This window comes from Rhodoferax sp. (assembly GCF_025354435.1).
Classification (GTDB): Bacteria; Pseudomonadota; Gammaproteobacteria; order Burkholderiales; family Burkholderiaceae_C; genus Rhodoferax_B.
Genome location: NZ_JANXMU010000036.1, coordinates 46,464 through 63,018 on the forward strand (window position 1 = coordinate 46,464; position 16,555 = coordinate 63,018).

A 16,555-nucleotide genomic window follows, 5' to 3' on the forward strand; every position below is an offset into this window, starting at 1 on the left:
GGGACATATGGCAACTTTCAAAGAAATCTCCCCCAACGCCAGCGCCCCTGAAAAGCTGCTGAACTGGGTGGACAACCGCTTCCCGGCCAGCAAGCTCTATAAAGAGCACATGTCCGAGTACTACGCACCGAAGAATTTCAACTTCTGGTACGTGTTTGGCTCGCTGTCGCTGCTGGTGCTGGTGCTGCAGATCGTCACCGGCATCTTCCTGGTGATGCACTACAAGCCGGATTCGACCTTGGCGTTTGCCTCTGTCGAATACATCATGCGCGACGTGCCCTGGGGCTGGCTGATCCGTTACATGCACTCCACTGGGGCCTCGGCCTTCTTTGTGGTGGTGTATTTGCACATGTTCCGAGGGCTACTGTACGGTTCGTACCGTAAACCACGCGAACTGGTGTGGGTGTTTGGCTGCGCGATTTTCTTGTGCCTGATGGCCGAGGCTTTCATGGGCTACCTGCTGCCTTGGGGCCAGATGAGCTACTGGGGCGCCCAGGTGATCGTCAATTTGTTCTCTGCCATTCCATTTGTTGGCCCTGATCTGGCTTTGCTGATCCGTGGCGATTACGTGGTGGGCGATGCAACTTTGAACCGCTTTTTCAGCTTCCACGTGATTGCCGTACCGCTGGTGCTGCTGGGTCTGGTGGCGGCGCACATCATTGCGCTGCACGAAGTGGGATCCAACAACCCCGACGGCGTGGAAATCAAGGGCCCTAACGCCCCCAAGGATGCCGAAGGCCACCCGCTGGATGGCATTCCCTTTCATCCGTACTACTCGGTGCACGACATTTTTGCGGTCAGCGTGTTTTTGATGGTGTTCACCGCCATCATCTTCTTCGCGCCTGAATTTGGCGGCTACTTCCTGGAGTACAACAACTTCATCCCGGCCGATTCGCTGAAAACACCGCTGCACATTGCGCCGGTCTGGTACTTCACGCCGTTCTATTCGATGCTGCGCGCCATCACCAGCGAAATGATGTATGCCTTGATCGCCTGTGTGGTGGGCGGCGGGCTGCTGGCCATCGTCAAGTTCAAGATGCCGGTGTTCTTCAAGGCCATCATCGTGGTGGTGGCCGCCGGTGTGGTGGCCATGATGCTGAACATCGATGCCAAGTTCTGGGGCGTGGTCGCCATGGGCGGCGCGGTGGTGATTCTGTTTTTCCTGCCATGGCTGGACCACAGCCCGGTGAAGTCCATCCGTTACCGTCCTAGCTGGCACAAATACGTGTATGCGGTGTTTGTCGTCAACTTTCTGGTTTTGGGCTACCTGGGTGTGCAACCTCCTTCCGATCTCGGTGGGCGTGTTTCCCAGGTGGGCACCTTGTTCTACTTCGGGTTCTTCTTGCTGATGCCGTGGTGGAGTCGTTTGGGTACACCCAAGCCGGTGCCCAGTCGCATTACCTTTACTGCGCACTAAGCCGGAGATTCTGACTATGAAAAAACTGATTCTCGGCGTGCTCGCAGCGCTAACCTTGTCTTTCGCGGCGACTTCAGCGGTACACGCTTCTGAAGGCAATGAACTGGCCTGGGACAAAGCGCCTAACAAAACCAACGACCTAGCAGCTCTGCAAAACGGTGCCAAGCTGTTCGTCAATTACTGCCTGAGTTGCCATTCGGCAGCCTTCATGCGCTACAACCGCCTGCGCGACATCGGCTTGACCGAGCAGCAGATCAAGGATAACTTGCTGTTTGCCACCGACAAGGTCGGCGACACCATGAAAGCCTCGATCGATCCCAAGCAGGCCAAGGAATGGTTTGGTGCGAATCCACCCGACCTGACCCTGATCACGCGTTCGCGTTCGGGCCACGGCGGTACCGGTGCCGATTACCTCTACACCTACCTGCGCAGCTACTACCCCGATCCTTCCAAGCCCACCGGTTGGAACAATCTGGCCTTCCCCAATGTGGGTATGCCACATGTGTTGTGGGAGCTGCAAGGCAACCGCAAGCCGGTGTATGAAGAAGTAGAGCAGCACGGCCACGAGGTCCAAGTATTCAAGGGTTGGGAGCAAGTGTCTCCCGGTACCATGACCCCGCTGCAATACGAACAGGCCGTGGGCGATCTGGTTAGTTACCTGCAATGGATGGCCGAGCCCGCCCAAAACACCCGCGTGCGTGTGGGCGTGTGGGTGCTGCTGTTTTTGCTGGTGTTTACCTTCTTCGCATGGCGATTGAATGCCGCGTTCTGGAAAGACGTGAAGTAGTCCCCATCTACCCCAACCAGGCCCGGACTTGCTGTCCGGGATGTACAGAGTGGGCTTGGCACCAAGCATCCCACTCTTTTTGATTTTTAGGAGCTCCCATCATGATGGTGTTGTACTCAGGCACGACCTGCCCTTTTTCCCACCGCTGCCGTTTTGTCTTGTTTGAAAAAGGCATGGACTTCGAGATCCGCGACGTGGACCTCTACAACAAGCCAGAAGACATCAGCGTGATGAATCCGTACGGCCAGGTGCCGATTCTGGTGGAACGCGACCTGATTCTGTACGAGTCGAACATCATCAACGAGTACATCGACGAACGCTTTCCGCATCCCCAGCTGATGCCCGGCGACCCGGTGGACCGCGCCCGTGTGCGCCTGTTCCTGCTCAATTTCGAGAAGGAACTGTTTGTGCATGTCGGCCTGCTGGAGTCCCGTGCTTCTAAGGGTAACGAAAAAGCCCTGGAAAAAGCCCGCGCCCACATCCGTGACCGCCTGACCCAACTGGCTCCCGTGTTCCTGAAGAACAAGTACATGCTGGGCGAGAACTTCTCGATGCTCGACGTGGCGATTGCACCGCTGCTCTGGCGTCTGGACTTCTACGGCATTGATCTGAGCAAGAACGCGGCACCGTTGCTGAAGTACGCCGAGCGCATTTTCTCGCGCCCAGCCTACATCGAAGCGCTGACACCGTCTGAAAAAGTGATGCGCAAGTAATTCGGAGCCGCTGTTGTCCATCATGCAAGCCCTGGATTCGACCTCCACCCGTCCCTATCTGATCCGTGCGCTCTACGAGTGGTGTACCGACAACGGTCTGACACCGTACGTGGCGGTGCTGGTAGACGACTCGGTGCAGGTGCCGCGTGAATACGTGAAAGACGGTGAGATCGTTCTCAACATTAGCTTTGATGCGACCAGTTCGCTCAAGCTGGGGAACGATTTCATCGAATTCAAAGCACGGTTCGCTGGCACGCCCCGCGAGATTCTGGTGCCGATTGGCCGGGTGATTGCCATTTATGCCCGTGAAAATGGGCAAGGTATGGCCTTTCCGTCACCGGTTGCCAGCGCATCTACAGACGAGCCCGCCAAGCCCTTTGCGCTGGCCGGGGTGCCTGATGCCTCATCGAAAGTGGTCCCGTTGTCACCGGCGGAATCCAGCGACGACGAGCCACCCGAGCCGCCGCGGCCCGCTTCCGGGTCCCGCCCGGCGCTCAAACGTATCAAGTAAAAAATCGTAGGGGCACCAAAATGCCCCATTCGGTTCTGTAAAATAAGAAATTCGCCGATTTAGCTCAGTTGGTAGAGCACCCGCCTTGTAAGCGGAAGGTCGTCAGTTCGACTCCGACAATCGGCACCACACCTAAAAGGTTCTGTCCAGAAATGGCCAGAACCTTTTTTATTGGCTGCGCAGCGTAGCGGCACGCATTTGCACCTTGATGCGCAGGGTTGTCACATCCCAGCCCTTGGTGCGCAAATGCGCTAACAGCGCCGGGCTCAGCTGCCGCAGCTTGGCCGATGCGGCATTACTGTTCACCAGCAGGCACCAGCTGGCACCGTCAATCGGCCCGGGCTGGATGGCCGACCACAGGGTTTCGGGGATCAAGGTTTTGATGGCTTTGAGCCGGTCACTGGAGTCTTGCGCTAAAGCTGATAAGCGTGCCAAGGTGGGCGAGTCGGCTGCGGCTTGCAGCAGCGTGAAGGAGCGGTTGCTTTGGCGCATCGTGGGCTTGATTATCACCGTGGCACTGGTTTCTGGCCTGTGCTGGCAGATAGTAAAATCCTAAGGCTGTGGATTGCAAACTGGCCCTTGTGGCTTGACTTTTGCTGTCAAAGCCTCATCTGACTCCAAGATTACATTTAGGAATTTCGATCGCCTCCCCTCGGCTTCTGTGGCGGTGGCGGTCTCGCATCCATGACCACCAACTTTCTGACCAAAATTTTCGGCAGCCGTAACCAGCGTTTGTTGAAACAGTACCGCAAGACGCTCGAAGGTATCAATGCGTTGGAGCCGCAGTATGAAAAGCTGTCCGATGAGGCGCTGCGTGAGAAAACGCTGTCCTTCAAGCAGCGGGTTGCCGGGGGTGAAACGCTGGATGCCATCTTGCCAGAGGCCTTTGCCCTGGTGCGTGAAGGCTCCAAGCGCGTGATGAAGATGCGCCATTTCGATGTGCAGATGCTGGGCGGCATGTCGCTGCACAACGGCAAGATCTCTGAAATGCGCACCGGTGAAGGCAAGACCCTGACCGCTACGCTGCCGGTGTACCTGAATGCGCTGTCCGGCAAGGGCGTGCACGTGGTCACGGTCAATGACTACCTGGCGAACCGCGATGCACGCTGGATGGAGCGCCTGTACAACTTCCTGGGCCTGACCGTCGGTGTCAACCTGCCCAATATGCCGCGTGAAGAAAAACAGGCCGCCTACGCCGCCGACATCACCTACGGCACCAACAACGAATACGGCTTCGACTACCTGCGCGACAACATGGTCTACGAGGTGCGCGACCGCGTGCAGCGCGGCCTGAACTACGCCATCGTGGACGAGGTGGACTCCATCCTGATCGACGAGGCCCGCACCCCGCTGATCATCAGCGGCCAGGCCGAAGACCACACCGCCACCTATGTTGCGATCAACAAGATCATTCCTTTCCTGACCCGCCAGGAAGGCGAGGCCGATCCGCGCACCGGCGAGGGTGTTACCAAGCCCGGCGATTTCACGCTGGACGAAAAATCGCACCAGGTGTTCCTGACCGAAGACGGCCATGAAAACGCCGAGCGCATTCTGGTCGAGCACGGCCTGCTGCCTGAAGGCGCATCGCTGTACGACCCGGCCAACATCACCCTGATGCACCACCTGTATGCAGCGCTGCGGGCCAACCACCTGTACCACCGCGACCAACACTACGTGGTGCAAGACGGCGAAATCGTCATCGTCGATGAATTCACCGGCCGCCTGATGTCGGGTCGCCGCTGGAGCGAAGGCCTGCACCAGTCGGTGGAAGCCAAAGAGGGCGTGGAAATCCAGGCCGAGAACCAGACGCTGGCCTCCATCACCTTCCAGAACTACTTCCGCCTGTATGGCCGTTTGTCGGGCATGACCGGCACGGCCGATACCGAAGCCTACGAATTCCAGGAAATCTACGGCTTAGAGACCGTGGTGATCCCACCCAACCGCGTCAGCCGCCGCGAAGACCAGCTCGACCGCGTCTACAAAACCACGCGCGAGAAGTACGAGGCCGCCATCAAGGACATCCGCGAATGCTACGAGCGCGGCCAGCCCGTGTTGGTGGGTACCACCTCGATCGAGAACTCGGAAATCATTGACCGCCTGCTAAACGACGCGAAGCTGCCCCACCAGGTGCTGAACGCTAAGCAGCACGCCCGCGAAGCCGACATCGTGGCCCAGGCCGGTCGTCCCAAGATGATCACCATCGCCACTAACATGGCTGGTCGCGGTACCGACATCGTGCTGGGTGGCAACCTGGAAATGGCGATCAAGGCTGTAGAGGCTAACCCAGCGCTTGACGATGCGGCCAAGGCCGCCGAGGTCGAGCGGGTGCGTGCCCAATGGGCCATCGACCACGAGACGGTGAAGTCGCTCGGCGGCCTGCGCATCATCGCCACCGAGCGCCACGAATCCCGCCGTATCGACAACCAACTGCGCGGCCGTTCGGGCCGCCAGGGCGACCCTGGTTCTTCGCGCTTCTACCTGAGCTTGGACGATCCGCTGATGCGCATCTTTGCTGGTGACCGCGTCAAGTCCATCATGGACCGCCTGAAGATGCCCGACGGCGAAGCCATCGAAGCCGGTATCGTCACGCGCAGCATCGAAAGCGCCCAGCGCAAGGTCGAAGCCCGCAACTTCGACGTGCGTAAGCAACTGCTGGAATACGACGATGTGTCCAACGACCAGCGCAAAGTGATCTACCAGCAGCGCAACGAGATTCTGGACGCACAAGATCTGACCGCCCAGATCGCCTCCCTGCGCGAAGGCTGTGTGGATGATGTGGTGCGCCAGTTTGTGCCGCCCGAGACGGTGGAAGAGCAGTGGGACATTGCTGGCCTGGAAAAAACCATCCGTGACGACTGGCAACTGGACCTGGCTTTGCGTGCCCAAGTCGAATCCGCCAGTGCCATTACCGAGGAAGACATTCTGGAAACCGTGCTGACCGCTGCCAATGCCGCGTTCCATGCCAAGGTGGAGCAAGTGGGCGGTGAGAACTTCACCCAGTTCGAGCGCATGGTGCTGTTGCAAAGCATCGATACCCATTGGCGCGAACACCTGAGCTCGCTGGACTACCTGCGCCAGGGTATCCATTTGCGTGGCTATGCGCAAAAGCAGCCCAAGCAAGAATACAAGCGCGAAGCCTTCGAGCTGTTCGGCCAATTGCTGGACGCGGTGAAAAATGATGTCACCAAGGTGCTGATGACGGTCAAGGTGCAGTCTAACGAGCAACTGGGTGAAGCCGCCGAGGCCATGGAAAGCCGGGCCGAGAGCATCGCCAACGTGACCTACACCGCGCCTACCGAAACCGGCGAAGTCGAGGTGCGTACCGATGCTGCACCGCGCGGCCAACAGACCGCGGCCGACTTGCCCCGCGTAGGCCGCAATGACCCCTGCCCCTGCGGCAGTGGCAACAAATACAAGCTGTGCCACGGCAAGTTGGCTTGAGCGCAGCGCTGGTTTTGCAACGGGCTTCGGCCCGTTTTTCACATGTTCATGCCATTTTGAAAGCCCACCATGCCCGTTAATCTGTCCGCTCCCGATCCCGCTGGCCTGCACCCTGTTCCCGGCGTACTGCTGGGCATCGCCGAGGCGGGCATCCGCAAGGTCAACCGCAAGGACTTGACTGTGGTGTTGCTGGAAGAGGGCGCTTCGGTGGCGGGCGTATTCACCCAAAACCGCTTCTGCGCCGCCCCGGTGCAAATCTGCCGCGAGCATCTCGCGCTGGGTGTGGGCATCCGCGCCATCTTGGTCAACACCGGGAATGCCAATGCGGGTACCGGGCACGATGGCCTGATGCGCGCTAAATCGACCTGCATTGCGCTGGCCCAGCACCTGGATCTGGCCCCCGAGCAAATCCTGCCGTTCTCCACCGGCGTGATCATGGAAACCCTGCCACACGAACGCATCAACGCCGGGCTGCCCGCCGCCCTGGCCGATGCCCGCGCCGACCACTGGGGCCGTGCCGCCGAGGCCATCATGACCACCGACACCATCGCCAAAGCCTTCAGCACCCAGGTACAGATCGGCGGCAAGACGGTTACCGTCACCGGCATCAGCAAGGGCGCGGGCATGATCCGCCCCAACATGGCCACCATGCTGGGCTTCATGGCCACCGATGCCTGTGTAGACCAGGCGTTGCTGGGCCAATTGGCCAAAGACCTGGCCGATGCCTCCTTCAACCGCATCACCATCGACGGCGACACCTCCACCAACGACTCGTTCGTGGTGATTGCCACCCACAAGGCCGCCCACGCACCCATCACCGCTATGGACAGCGCCGATGGCCGCATCCTGAAGGCGGCGATGCAGCAGGTCGCCCAGCAACTGGCCCAGGCCATCGTGCGCGACGGCGAAGGCGCCACCAAGTTCATCACCGTGCGTGTAGAAGGCGGCAAGACTTCTGAGGAATGCCGCCTGGCCGCCTACGCCATCGCCCATTCGCCGCTGGTCAAAACCGCTTTCTTCGCCAGCGACCCCAACCTGGGCCGCATCCTGGCCGCCGTGGGCTATGCCGGCATTACCGACCTGGACCAAACCGGTATCGACCTGTTTTTGGACGACGTGCACGTGGTGGTCAACGGCGGGCGCAACCCCAGCTACCGCGAGGAAGACGGCCAGCGGGTCATGAAGCAAAGCGAAATCACCGTGCGCGTCGGCCTGGGCCGTGGCACTGCGTTTGACACGGTATGGACCTGCGACTTTAGCCACGAGTATGTGACCATCAACGCGGATTACCGCTCATGAACGACAAGTTTGAACGCCTGATTGACCGCGCCGAGCACCTGATGCAGCGCATCGAAGCGGCCTTGCCCCAGCCGGTCTCCGCGCCGGACTGGAACGCCGCCATCGCCTACCGCTACCGCCGCCGGGGCAACGGCCACGGCGTGCTGGAGCCGGTGCGCCACATCGGCCACATGGCCCTGAGCGACCTGAAAGAGATCGACATCCAGAAGGACAAGATCCAGCGCAACACCTTGCAGTTTGTCGAAGGTAAACCGGCCAACAATGTGCTGCTGACGGGCGCGCGCGGCACCGGCAAATCCTCGCTGATCACGGCCTGCCTGAACACCTACGCACCCCAGGGCCTGCGCCTGATCGAGGTGGACAAGACCGACTTGGTCGATCTGCCCGACATCGTGGACGTGGTGGCCGACCGGCCCGAGAAGTTCATCGTCTTCTGCGACGACCTGAGCTTTGAAGACGGCGAACCCGGCTACAAGGCGTTGAAGTCGATTTTGGACGGTTCGGTAGCCGCCTCCACGCCCAATGTGCTGGTCTACGCCACCAGCAACCGCCGCCACCTGCTGCCCGAGTACATGAAGGAAAACCTCACCTACACCCATACCGACGATGGCGAAGTGCATCCCGGCGAGGTGGTGGAAGAGAAAATTTCCCTGTCTGAGCGCTTCGGCCTGTGGGTCAGCTTCTACCCTTTCACCCAGGACGAATACCTAGCCATCGTGGCCCAGTGGCTACAGTCGTTTGGCGTGGACGCAGCGGCGATTGCCGCGGCCCGCGGTGCATCGCTGGTCTGGGCGCTGGAGCGCGGTTCGCGCAGTGGCCGGGTAGCCTACCAGTTTGCGCGCGACTACGCGGGCCAGCACGCCGTGTCCGCATGAGCGCCCAGCCGCTGGTCGCGGATGCCGACCGACCGCGCGAAGGCGGGCCCGACCGCGCGATCGTGGACGTGGCCGTGGGCGTGCTGGTGCAGCCCAATGGCGATTTCTTGGTGACTTCGCGGCCTGAAGGCAAGGTCTACGCGGGCTACTGGGAATTCCCCGGCGGCAAGCTGGAACAGGGCGAAACCGTGGAGCAAGCCCTGCGCCGCGAGCTGGAGGAAGAGCTCGGCATCACCATCGGCCCTGCCCAGCTCTGGAAGGTGGAACTGGTGGACTACCCACACTCTTTGGTGCGGCTGCATTTCTGCAAAGTGTTCGCCTGGAGCGGTACGCTGGAGATGCGCGAAGGCCAGACCTCTGCGTGGCAGTCCTTGCCCTTGCAAGTCGGCCCGGTACTGCCGGGAACCGTGCCGGTGCTGGGCTGGCTGGCCGCCGAGCGTGATTTTGCAGGTGCTACATATTAAGTAGCTACTAGTGAAGGCGCTACCTACGCTAGAGCCTGATTTCTTTTAAATTTACGCAATTATTCACCACCCAACATTCAGCTAAAACGCACGCCCACTAGAAACACCGTAGAACTGGCTTTGCCAGACTGCTGGTGTTGCCCCCTGCAAGGGGATTGACGGAAAGCGCTTGCGCTGTAGCCTGGGGGTGAGCCAACCTATTGCAGGCGTGCATCGCCGAACATTTGGTCGTCTGGCGGTGCGTCTGCAGGCAAGCTGAAACTGGCGCTGGCCCAGGCACCGAAATCGATGTTTTTGCAGCGTTCACTGCAAAACGGGCGAAATGCGTTGCTAGGCGCAAACAGGCTTTTGCCTTTGCAGGTGGGGCAGGCGACCCATTTTTTCGGTGTGTCTGTCATGCTCATGCACAGAGTGTGAGTTCAAAAGAAGCATCCTCGCTGCAAGCATGCAGGCGGTCGTCGGCCTCGTGGCGCATCATGCGCACCGACACCATGAGGCGGTTGCCGCTGATCTCGGGGACCAAATCCAGCGCCGGGTCAATGCGCAGGCGCAGCAACTGGTAGGTACGGCCCTGCGGCAGGTTTTGCTGGAACTGGCCACCGGGGGCGATGACTTTTTGCGGCGCACCCGAGTCGCGCAGCATCTTTAGCAGGTGGTGGATGGATTCGGCCAGCGGGGCCAGGGTAGAAGCCCATTGTTCGATCGCGTGGCGGCGCACCTCGGCGGGTTTGTGCTGCCAGGTTGCATAAGCGGGCAGGTCAAAACCACAGGTGCCGCCAGGGATACCCACGCGGCTGCGCAGGCTCATCAGCCAGTCGTTTTCGGTCAGCGCATGGCCGGCCTTGCCGGGTTGCTCGTGCAGGGCGGTATAGCAGCGGTCGAGCTGGGCGATGACATCGTCCAGCACTTCTTCGGCAATCGACGGGTTGCCCCGGTAGCCGTTGAGAATGACCTTTTGCTTCTCCAGATCGCGCATCACGTCGGATTTGAGGTCGGCGCGGGCCGCCACGTCCATTACCTCAAAGATCGTGGTCAGCGCGTAGTGGTGGTCCAGCGGGTGGGCGCGCGGTACCAGTTCACCGAGCCGCCGAAACAGGTGCTCCAGCCGCAAATAGGTGCGGATACGTTCGTTAAAGGGGTATTCGTAGAGGATCACGCAGTTTTTCCAGTGGCGGCATCATAGCCCGAACAGGGGGGCGATTTTCTCCACCTCCAGACGCAACTGCTCCAGCGTCAGGCCGTCATTGAGGATGACCACGTCAGCCACCGCCAAGCGCTGGGCTCGGCTGGCCTGGGTCTGGATGATGGCGTGCACTGTCGCCTCGTCCATGCCGCTGCGGGCCATGACGCGGGCCACCTGGGTGTCCACCGTGCAGTCCACCACCAGCACCTGGTCCAGCCGGTTTTTCCAGTGGCCGGATTCGACTAGCAAGGGGATGTCAAACACCACGCAGCGGGCACCATGGGCGAGCGCCCGCTGGAATTGCGCCTCGATTTCTTGGCCGACCAGGGGGTGGACGATGGCTTCCAGGCGTTTTTTTGCGCCGGGGTCGGTAAAGATGAGGCCGCGCATGCGCTCCCGGTCCATCGCGCCGTCGGCGGTGATGGCATAGTCACCAAAGGCGGCGTGGATGGCTGAGATAGCCGTACCCTGGGAGGCGGTGGTCTGGCGCGAAATCGCATCTGCATCAATAATAATAGCGCTTCGTGCAAGCAGCATATGCGCTACCGTGCTTTTTCCACTACCAATACCGCCGGTGAGTCCAAGCCGAAGGCAGCGCGGCATGGCCTTACAAACCGACAAAATGCAGGATGGCGTTGGGCCCGAACACCATGGCGGTCAGGCCGGTCCCGGCCAAGAAGGGGCCAAACGGGATGTAGCCGCCTTCGCGCAGGCCGCTGCTGAACTTCATGGCAATGCCAACGATGGCACCGATCACCGAAGCCATCAAAATCATCGGCACCAGCGCTTCCCAGCCAAACCAGGCACCCAGCGCGGCAAACAGCTTGAAGTCGCCGTAGCCCATGCCTTCCTTGCCGGTGAGCAACTTGAAGAGCCAGTAAATGGTCCAGAGCGACAAGTAGCCCGCCACGGCCCCCCACAGGGCGGCAAACAAGGGCACGCCGGTCCAGTGCAGCGACGAGCCAATCAGCCCGGCCCACAGCAGCGGCAGGGTGATGTCGTCGGGCAGCAGGGTGGTATCCCAGTCGATCAGGGCCAGGCTCAGCAGCGCAGCCGCAAAACCGCACCAGGCTAGGCCAGTGACCGTAGGCCCCCAGGTCCAGATGCAAAAGAAGAACAGGGCAGCGGTGGCGATTTCCACCGCCGGGTAGCGGGGACTGATGGGTGCGCGGCAGGCCGAGCACTTGCCGCGCAAGGCGAGGTAGCTGGCGACGGGGATGTTTTCAAACCAGCGAATCTGGTGGCCACAGTGCGGACAGCACGAGCGCGGCACCACCAGGTTGAACGGTTCGGCGGGGGGGCGGGCTGGTTCGCTGCCCTGCATCTCGGCGTAATCTGCCGCCCATTGCCGCTCCATGATTTTGGGCATGCGGTAGACCACCACATTCAGAAAACTGCCCAGCATGAGCCCGAAAATACCGCCTAACAGGGCGGCCACCCATTGCATTTCCGGCATCAGACGACTTGGCCCAGCTTGAAGATCGGCAGGTACATCGACACCACGATGCCACCAATGATGGTGCCCAGAAACACGATGATGATGGGCTCCATCAGGCTGGACAGCCCGGCCACCATGTCGTCCACCTCGGCCTCATAAAAGTCGGCCGCCTTGCCCAGCATGTGGTCGATGGAGCCGGATTCTTCGCCGATGGAGCACATTTGTAGCACCATGGACGGGAAGATTTTGGCGTTGCCCATGGCCGTGGTGAGGCTGGTGCCGGTAGAGACTTCTTGCTGGATTTTGTCGGTGGCGATTTCGAACACTGAATTACCCGAGGCCCCACCTACCGAATCCAGTGCCTCCACCAGCGGCACACCGGCCGCGAACATGGTGGACAAGGTACGGGTCCAGCGGGCAATGCAGGATTTTTCGACCAGCACGCCGAACACCGGCATTTTCAGCATCACCCGGTCCATGACCTGCTGCATCTTGACGTTGCGCTGCCAGGCCTGCATGAAAAAGTAGAACCCGCCGCCAATGCCGCCAAAGATCAGCCACCAGTACTTCACAAAAATTTCGCTTACCGCAATGATGAACAGCGTAGGTGCAGGCAGGTCGGCACCGAAGCTGCTGAACACCTCTTTGAAGGCTGGAATCACAAAAATCATGATCACCGCCACCACCACAAACGCCACCACCACCACCGAGATCGGGTACATCAGGGCCGATTTGATCTTGGATTTGATGGCCTCGGTCTTTTCCATGTAGATGGCCAACCGGTCCAGCAAGGCTTCCAAAATACCCGCTGCTTCACCGGCTTCGACCAGGTTGCAATACAGGCTATTGAAGTACAGCGGAAATTTGCGGAAGGCCGCGCTCAGGGAGCTGCCGGTTTCCACATCCTGGCGGATGTCGTTAAGCAGCTTGGTGACGCTGGCATTGGCGTTACCGCGGCCCACGATGTCAAACGCCTGCAGCAGGGGCACACCGGCCTTCATCATGGTGGCGAGCTGGCGGGTAAAGATGGCAATGTCTTTGGGCTTGATGCTTTTGCCCGAACTCATCCGGCGTTTTTTGATCTTGGTGGGGAACACCCCTTGGCGGCGCAAGGACGCGGTGACCTGGTTTTCACCCGATGCCCGGGTTTCGCCACGCACCTGCTTGCCATTGCGGTCCTTGCCCTCCCACTCGAAGACGAATTCTTTGATGTTTCTGGACGCTGCTGATGCCATGGAATGCCTTAATACGACGAGGTATGTCTATTCATTGCTCACGGCGAGCACTTCTTCCAGCGAGGTCAACCCGAGTTTGACCTTGTGCAGGCCCGCTTGGCGCAGGGTGCGAACCCCTTCTAGCTTGGCCTGCTCGGCAATGTCCAACGCACTGCCGTCGCGCAAAATAATGCGCTGTATTTCTTCGGAAATCGGCATCACCTGGTAGATGCCGACCCGGCCCTTGTAGCCGTTGTTGCAGGCATTGCAGCCCACCGGACCGTAGGGTTTCCAGGAACCATCCAGCTCCTCGGGTTTGTAGCCCGACTCCAGCAAGGTCTTTTGGGGAATATCGATCAGTGCTTTGCACGCCGGGCACAGGCGCCGCGCCAGCCGCTGGGCGGTGATCAGGATCACGCTGGACGCAATATTGAACGGCGCAATGCCCATGTTGCGCATGCGCGTCAAGGTGGTGGGCGCATCGTTGGTGTGCAGGGTGGACAACACCAAGTGGCCGGTTTGGGCGGCCTTGATGGAGATGTCGGCAGTTTCCAGGTCGCGAATTTCGCCCACCATGATGATGTCTGGATCTTGGCGCAGAAACGATTTCAGGGCCACCGCGAAGGTCATGCCCGCTTTTTCGTTCACGTTGACCTGGTTGACACCTGGCAAGTTGATTTCGGACGGGTCTTCGGCCGTGGCGATGTTCACGCCGGGCTTGTTCAGCAGGTTCAAAAAGGTGTACAGCGACACGGTTTTGCCCGAACCCGTGGGGCCGGTGACCAGCACCATGCCGTAGGGGCGGCCAATGGCCAGCATCACCCGCTCTTTTTCTTCGGGCTCGTAGCCGAGGGCATCAATGCCCAGCTTGGCGCTGCTCGGGTCCAGAATCCGGATCACGATTTTTTCGCCAAACAGGGTGGGCAGGGTGCTGACCCGGAAGTCGATCACCCGGTCGGGGCCGATCTTGAGCTTCATCTTGCCGTCTTGCGGCACCCGCTTTTCCGAGATGTCCAGGCGCGAGATCACCTTGATGCGCGAGGCCAGCTTGTCCTTGATAGCCACCGGCGGCGAGGCGATTTCGCGCAGTTCGCCGTCAATCCGAAAGCGCACACGGTAGTTGTGCTCGTAGGGCTCAAAGTGCAAGTCGGACGCGCGCATGCTGTACGCATCGAGCAGCATTTTGTGCAAAAACTTGACGACCGGGGCATCTTCCACCTCGGCCATATTGATTTCGGCGGCCTCGGCGGGCGCGCCGATGGCCGTGTCATCAAAGTCAAAGTCCCCGCCGATGATGTTTTCCATCGCCTCACCGGTGGTGATTGCGTTGGCATCCACCATGTGCGACAGCTTGTCGTATTCGGCAATGATCCAATCCACACCCAGCTGGGTGGAGAACTTGATTTTTTCGGCGGCTTCCTGGTCCGACGGGTCGGCGGTGGCAACGATCAGGCGGTTATTGCGTTTGCTCAGCACCACCACGCGGTAGGCCTGGCAAATTTTGGCATCCAGCAGGTCTTTGGGCAGGCGGTGGCGGTCCACCGCATCCATGTCCAGCAAGGGCGCGGCAAACGCGGTGGACATGGTGTGCGCCAAGTCCGAGGCCGACACCGCTCCCGAGGACATCAGCTCGGCGATGAAACTGGAGCGGTTGGACTGGGATTTTCGGTAGATGTCTTCGGCCGCACGTTGGCCGAGTTTTCCTGCAGATATCAGAACCCTCCCCAAGCCGGGAAGCGCAACAGAAGAGGTTTCTTTGGTGAAGGGTTCAACAGCGGCCATAAGCCCAAAATGTAGCAGGTAGCAAAAGGTAACTTCATCATCCCTGATTCAGGGTCAGATGTAAACCAACATCAGCTTGGGGTCGGCACCGGTTTCGCTGGTAAAAACCGCTGAAGCTCCTCTGGCAAGGCGGCATTCAACACCACGCTTTCGCCGCTGGCGGGGTGGCTCAGCTGCAACCGCCAGGCGTGCAGAAACATGCGTTTGAGCCCTTGTTTTACCAAGGCTTTATTAGCCTCGAAATCGCCGTATTTATCGTCTCCAGCAATAGGGAAGCCCTCAGAGGCCAAGTGCACCCGGATCTGGTGGGTGCGGCCGGTTTTGATGGTCACTTCCAGCAGGCTGAAGCCTTCGAAATGCTGCGCTACTTTGACCAGGGTTAGCGAGCGCATGCCATCCGGGTCGTCCTTGGCCACCACCTTGACCCGGCGCTCCCCATTGGGCAGCAGGTATTTGTGTAAAGACTTGTCCAGCACTTTTTTATTGACGGGCCAATGGCCGATCACCAGAGCCAAGTAGGTCTTGCCGGTTTCCCGTTCACGGAACTGGTCTTGCACGTTTTTGAGCGCGCTACGCTTTTTGGCCAACAGCAGGATGCCCGAGGTTTCGCGGTCCAGCCGGTGCACCAGTTCCAGAAACGGGGCTTTCGGGCGGGCCATGCGCAGTTGCTCGATCACCCCAAAGCTGACCCCGCTGCCGCCGTGCACCGCCACACCCGCTGGCTTGTCGATGGCCAGCAGGTGCTCGTCTTCCAGCAGGATGGGGAACTCGCGCGCCGGGGCGGGCGCGGCGGCCATGGCTTCGGCCTTTTCTGCCACCCGCTCGGAAATGCGGGTCGGCGGCAGGCGCACCACGTCACCACCCGCAACGCGTGTGTCGGCAGAAGCGCGGCCCTTGTTGACCCGTACTTCGCCGCTGCGGATGATGCGGTAGACGTGGGTTTTGGGTACGCCTTTGAGGTGGCGCATAAGGAAATTGTCCAGTCGCTGCCCGGCATCGTCGGGGTCGACCGTAATGAATTTGACTTCTGGCATGGGGGGTGGGTTGTTAGCCCCTATAATATTTTTCACCAGCGTCGTGTCGTAAGTGCTTGATTCACCACAGTTTAGAGCATTGCATCTACGCCGCTGCGAAGTCGATGCCACCCAAGGCGATCTGCTGCCCACCCGAGCAATTCACGCTCCGTTGGCGGCAAAAGTTGATGGGGCGGGCTGACGCGATGGAAATACAGATACGGAATACCCCCTAATTTGTCAACATGTGCCGTAGGTGCATGTTGTGCAACGGATCGAAGCGAGAACTCTTGTGTTGATGGCGATACTTCAAACCTGCTGGCGGTGGCTCATGGCTCCGGCTGTGGCCCCGGTTTTCGGCATGGAATCGCCCCTGGCGCAGATCTACTATGCGCGAGTAGCTATTAAATCAATAGCT

Annotated in this window: 16 protein-coding genes and 1 tRNA gene; 9 read left to right on the top strand and 8 right to left on the bottom strand. The window is 59.9% G+C overall.

The window, feature by feature from the left end:
- Positions 1–7: 7 nt before the first annotated feature.
- The 5 genes from Q0T48_RS09110 (at position 8) to Q0T48_RS09130 (ending at position 3,557) form a co-directional block, all read left to right on the top strand.
- The gene (locus Q0T48_RS09110; protein ID WP_295955378.1) at positions 8–1,417 is read left to right on the top strand and encodes a cytochrome bc complex cytochrome b subunit; all 1,410 of its coding nucleotides are present in this window, start codon (positions 8–10) and stop codon (positions 1,415–1,417) included.
- Between the two features lie 16 nt (positions 1,418–1,433).
- On the top strand, positions 1,434–2,204 hold the full coding sequence (locus Q0T48_RS09115) for a cytochrome c1 (RefSeq protein ID WP_295955381.1): 771 nt from the start codon (positions 1,434–1,436) through the stop codon (positions 2,202–2,204).
- A 101-nt stretch (positions 2,205–2,305) separates the two neighbouring features.
- Positions 2,306–2,917, top strand: a complete 612-nt coding sequence (locus Q0T48_RS09120; RefSeq protein WP_056177195.1) for a glutathione S-transferase N-terminal domain-containing protein — start codon at positions 2,306–2,308, stop codon at positions 2,915–2,917.
- A gap of 22 nt (positions 2,918–2,939) precedes the next feature.
- Positions 2,940–3,428, top strand: a complete 489-nt coding sequence (locus Q0T48_RS09125; RefSeq protein ID WP_295955568.1) for a ClpXP protease specificity-enhancing factor — start codon at positions 2,940–2,942, stop codon at positions 3,426–3,428.
- 53 nt (positions 3,429–3,481) lie between these two features.
- A tRNA-Thr gene (locus Q0T48_RS09130) sits at positions 3,482–3,557 on the top strand.
- Positions 3,558–3,596: 39 nt separating this feature from the next.
- Here Q0T48_RS09130 and Q0T48_RS09135 read toward each other — a convergent pair.
- On the bottom strand, positions 3,597–3,920 hold the full coding sequence (locus Q0T48_RS09135) for a hypothetical protein (RefSeq protein WP_295955385.1): 324 nt from the start codon (positions 3,918–3,920) through the stop codon (positions 3,597–3,599).
- A gap of 192 nt (positions 3,921–4,112) precedes the next feature.
- On the opposite strand from Q0T48_RS09135, the gene secA reads away from it, so the two are divergent.
- The 4 genes from secA to Q0T48_RS09155 all read left to right on the top strand — a co-directional run bounded on the left by secA (position 4,113) and on the right by Q0T48_RS09155 (position 9,507).
- Entirely contained in the window at positions 4,113–6,869 is a 2,757-nt protein-coding gene (gene secA / locus Q0T48_RS09140) for a preprotein translocase subunit SecA (RefSeq protein WP_295955389.1), read from the top strand.
- 69 nt (positions 6,870–6,938) lie between these two features.
- Positions 6,939–8,168 (top strand): bifunctional glutamate N-acetyltransferase/amino-acid acetyltransferase ArgJ, encoded by a 1,230-nt coding sequence (gene argJ, locus Q0T48_RS09145; protein WP_295955392.1) that lies wholly within the window; start codon positions 6,939–6,941, stop codon positions 8,166–8,168.
- On the top strand, positions 8,165–9,043 hold the full coding sequence (locus Q0T48_RS09150) for an ATP-binding protein (protein ID WP_295955393.1): 879 nt from the start codon (positions 8,165–8,167) through the stop codon (positions 9,041–9,043). The genes argJ and Q0T48_RS09150 overlap by 4 nt, the downstream gene beginning before the upstream one ends.
- Positions 9,040–9,507, top strand: a complete 468-nt coding sequence (locus Q0T48_RS09155; protein WP_295955395.1) for an NUDIX domain-containing protein — start codon at positions 9,040–9,042, stop codon at positions 9,505–9,507. The genes Q0T48_RS09150 and Q0T48_RS09155 overlap by 4 nt, the downstream gene beginning before the upstream one ends.
- A 197-nt stretch (positions 9,508–9,704) precedes the next feature.
- Here Q0T48_RS09155 and Q0T48_RS09160 read toward each other — a convergent pair whose 3' ends face one another.
- From Q0T48_RS09160 to Q0T48_RS09190, 7 genes are all read right to left on the bottom strand, one after another.
- On the bottom strand, positions 9,705–9,911 hold the full coding sequence (locus tag Q0T48_RS09160; RefSeq protein WP_295955398.1) for a DNA gyrase inhibitor YacG: 207 nt from the start codon (positions 9,909–9,911) through the stop codon (positions 9,705–9,707).
- Positions 9,908–10,663, bottom strand: coding sequence for a cell division protein ZapD (zapD, locus tag Q0T48_RS09165; RefSeq protein WP_295955401.1), 756 nt, complete (start codon positions 10,661–10,663; stop codon positions 9,908–9,910). Before zapD ends, Q0T48_RS09160 begins: the two co-directional genes overlap by 4 nt.
- A gap of 21 nt (positions 10,664–10,684) precedes the next feature.
- Positions 10,685–11,293, bottom strand: coding sequence for a dephospho-CoA kinase (gene coaE, locus Q0T48_RS09170; RefSeq protein ID WP_295955404.1), 609 nt, complete (start codon positions 11,291–11,293; stop codon positions 10,685–10,687).
- A 4-nt stretch (positions 11,294–11,297) separates the two neighbouring features.
- Positions 11,298–12,146, bottom strand: a complete 849-nt coding sequence (locus Q0T48_RS09175) for an A24 family peptidase (RefSeq protein ID WP_295955407.1) — start codon at positions 12,144–12,146, stop codon at positions 11,298–11,300.
- Positions 12,146–13,363, bottom strand: a complete 1,218-nt coding sequence (locus Q0T48_RS09180) for a type II secretion system F family protein (RefSeq protein WP_295955411.1) — start codon at positions 13,361–13,363, stop codon at positions 12,146–12,148. The genes Q0T48_RS09175 and Q0T48_RS09180 overlap by 1 nt, the downstream gene beginning before the upstream one ends.
- A 27-nt stretch (positions 13,364–13,390) precedes the next feature.
- A complete protein-coding gene (pilB, locus tag Q0T48_RS09185) occupies positions 13,391–15,124 on the bottom strand; it encodes a type IV-A pilus assembly ATPase PilB (RefSeq protein WP_295955413.1) in 1,734 nt (577 codons plus the stop codon).
- A gap of 71 nt (positions 15,125–15,195) precedes the next feature.
- On the bottom strand, positions 15,196–16,158 hold the full coding sequence (locus Q0T48_RS09190; RefSeq protein ID WP_295955415.1) for an RluA family pseudouridine synthase: 963 nt from the start codon (positions 16,156–16,158) through the stop codon (positions 15,196–15,198).
- Positions 16,159–16,555 lie beyond the last annotated feature (397 nt).

Coding starts and splice junctions, on each gene's coding strand:
- Q0T48_RS09110 (WP_295955378.1), top strand. CDS start 8: ATGGCAACTTTCAAAGAAATCTCCCCCAACGCCAGCGCCCCTGAAAAG.
- Q0T48_RS09115 (WP_295955381.1), top strand. CDS start 1,434: ATGAAAAAACTGATTCTCGGCGTGCTCGCAGCGCTAACCTTGTCTTTC.
- Q0T48_RS09120 (WP_056177195.1), top strand. CDS start 2,306: ATGATGGTGTTGTACTCAGGCACGACCTGCCCTTTTTCCCACCGCTGC.
- Q0T48_RS09125 (WP_295955568.1), top strand. CDS start 2,940: ATGCAAGCCCTGGATTCGACCTCCACCCGTCCCTATCTGATCCGTGCG.
- Q0T48_RS09135 (WP_295955385.1), bottom strand. CDS start 3,920: ATGCGCCAAAGCAACCGCTCCTTCACGCTGCTGCAAGCCGCAGCCGAC.
- secA (WP_295955389.1), top strand. CDS start 4,113: ATGACCACCAACTTTCTGACCAAAATTTTCGGCAGCCGTAACCAGCGT.
- argJ (WP_295955392.1), top strand. CDS start 6,939: ATGCCCGTTAATCTGTCCGCTCCCGATCCCGCTGGCCTGCACCCTGTT.
- Q0T48_RS09150 (WP_295955393.1), top strand. CDS start 8,165: ATGAACGACAAGTTTGAACGCCTGATTGACCGCGCCGAGCACCTGATG.
- Q0T48_RS09155 (WP_295955395.1), top strand. CDS start 9,040: ATGAGCGCCCAGCCGCTGGTCGCGGATGCCGACCGACCGCGCGAAGGC.
- Q0T48_RS09160 (WP_295955398.1), bottom strand. CDS start 9,911: ATGAGCATGACAGACACACCGAAAAAATGGGTCGCCTGCCCCACCTGC.
- coaE (WP_295955404.1), bottom strand. CDS start 11,293: ATGCCGCGCTGCCTTCGGCTTGGACTCACCGGCGGTATTGGTAGTGGA.
- Q0T48_RS09175 (WP_295955407.1), bottom strand. CDS start 12,146: ATGCCGGAAATGCAATGGGTGGCCGCCCTGTTAGGCGGTATTTTCGGG.
- Q0T48_RS09180 (WP_295955411.1), bottom strand. CDS start 13,363: ATGGCATCAGCAGCGTCCAGAAACATCAAAGAATTCGTCTTCGAGTGG.
- pilB (WP_295955413.1), bottom strand. CDS start 15,124: ATGGCCGCTGTTGAACCCTTCACCAAAGAAACCTCTTCTGTTGCGCTT.
- Q0T48_RS09190 (WP_295955415.1), bottom strand. CDS start 16,158: ATGCCAGAAGTCAAATTCATTACGGTCGACCCCGACGATGCCGGGCAG.